This window comes from Oleiphilus sp. HI0067 (assembly GCF_001635735.1).
Window position 1 is genome coordinate 1 of the sequence record NZ_LWFI01000038.1, and the last position, 519, is coordinate 519.

At 42.2% G+C, this 519-nt stretch carries 1 protein-coding gene; it reads right to left on the reverse strand.

The window, feature by feature from the left end:
- Nucleotides 1–421, reverse strand: a 421-nt coding sequence (locus tag A3739_RS00735; protein WP_156502212.1) for a hypothetical protein, incomplete at its 3' end; no start/stop codon positions are given.
- Nucleotides 422–519 lie beyond the last annotated feature (98 nt).

Consider the following 519-nt stretch of genomic DNA (forward strand, 5'->3'; position numbering starts at 1 on the left):
TTTGTGTCGCCATATCAACCGCAACGATACGAAGGCCAATCGCAGGCTTGTCACCGAGTAATTTAAGCTGCTTCATTGTCTCGTTAGGAATTTCAGGAATATCGGTCACAACGCCAACAGTATACGCAATCCCAAGCTCACGTGATTGCGCTAATTGCGAAAAGCCAAGCTCTCGCATTTTTTTATTCACTAGGTATTCAAACTCTAGACCTCCATTAAATCCCCGAGAATGAATTTTGTGTCCAGGATCAATCATTAAAGCGGTCGACCCTATCCAACTGTAAGTTTTGTAGCCCGCCAGATTTGCTCTTGGATGCTTCTCGGTTTCCAAACTTATATCTTTCACTAGCTCCTGATTCACTGCGCAGCCGCTAAGTGCTGCGACCAAACACGCTATACCTAAGCTGATTAACTTATTCATACACTCTCCGATTTATCCAAGACTTAAATTCCGGAGAACATCCGTCATGAAACAATAAATTTAACAGTACGATGTATATAGTATGAAAGTCAGCAATT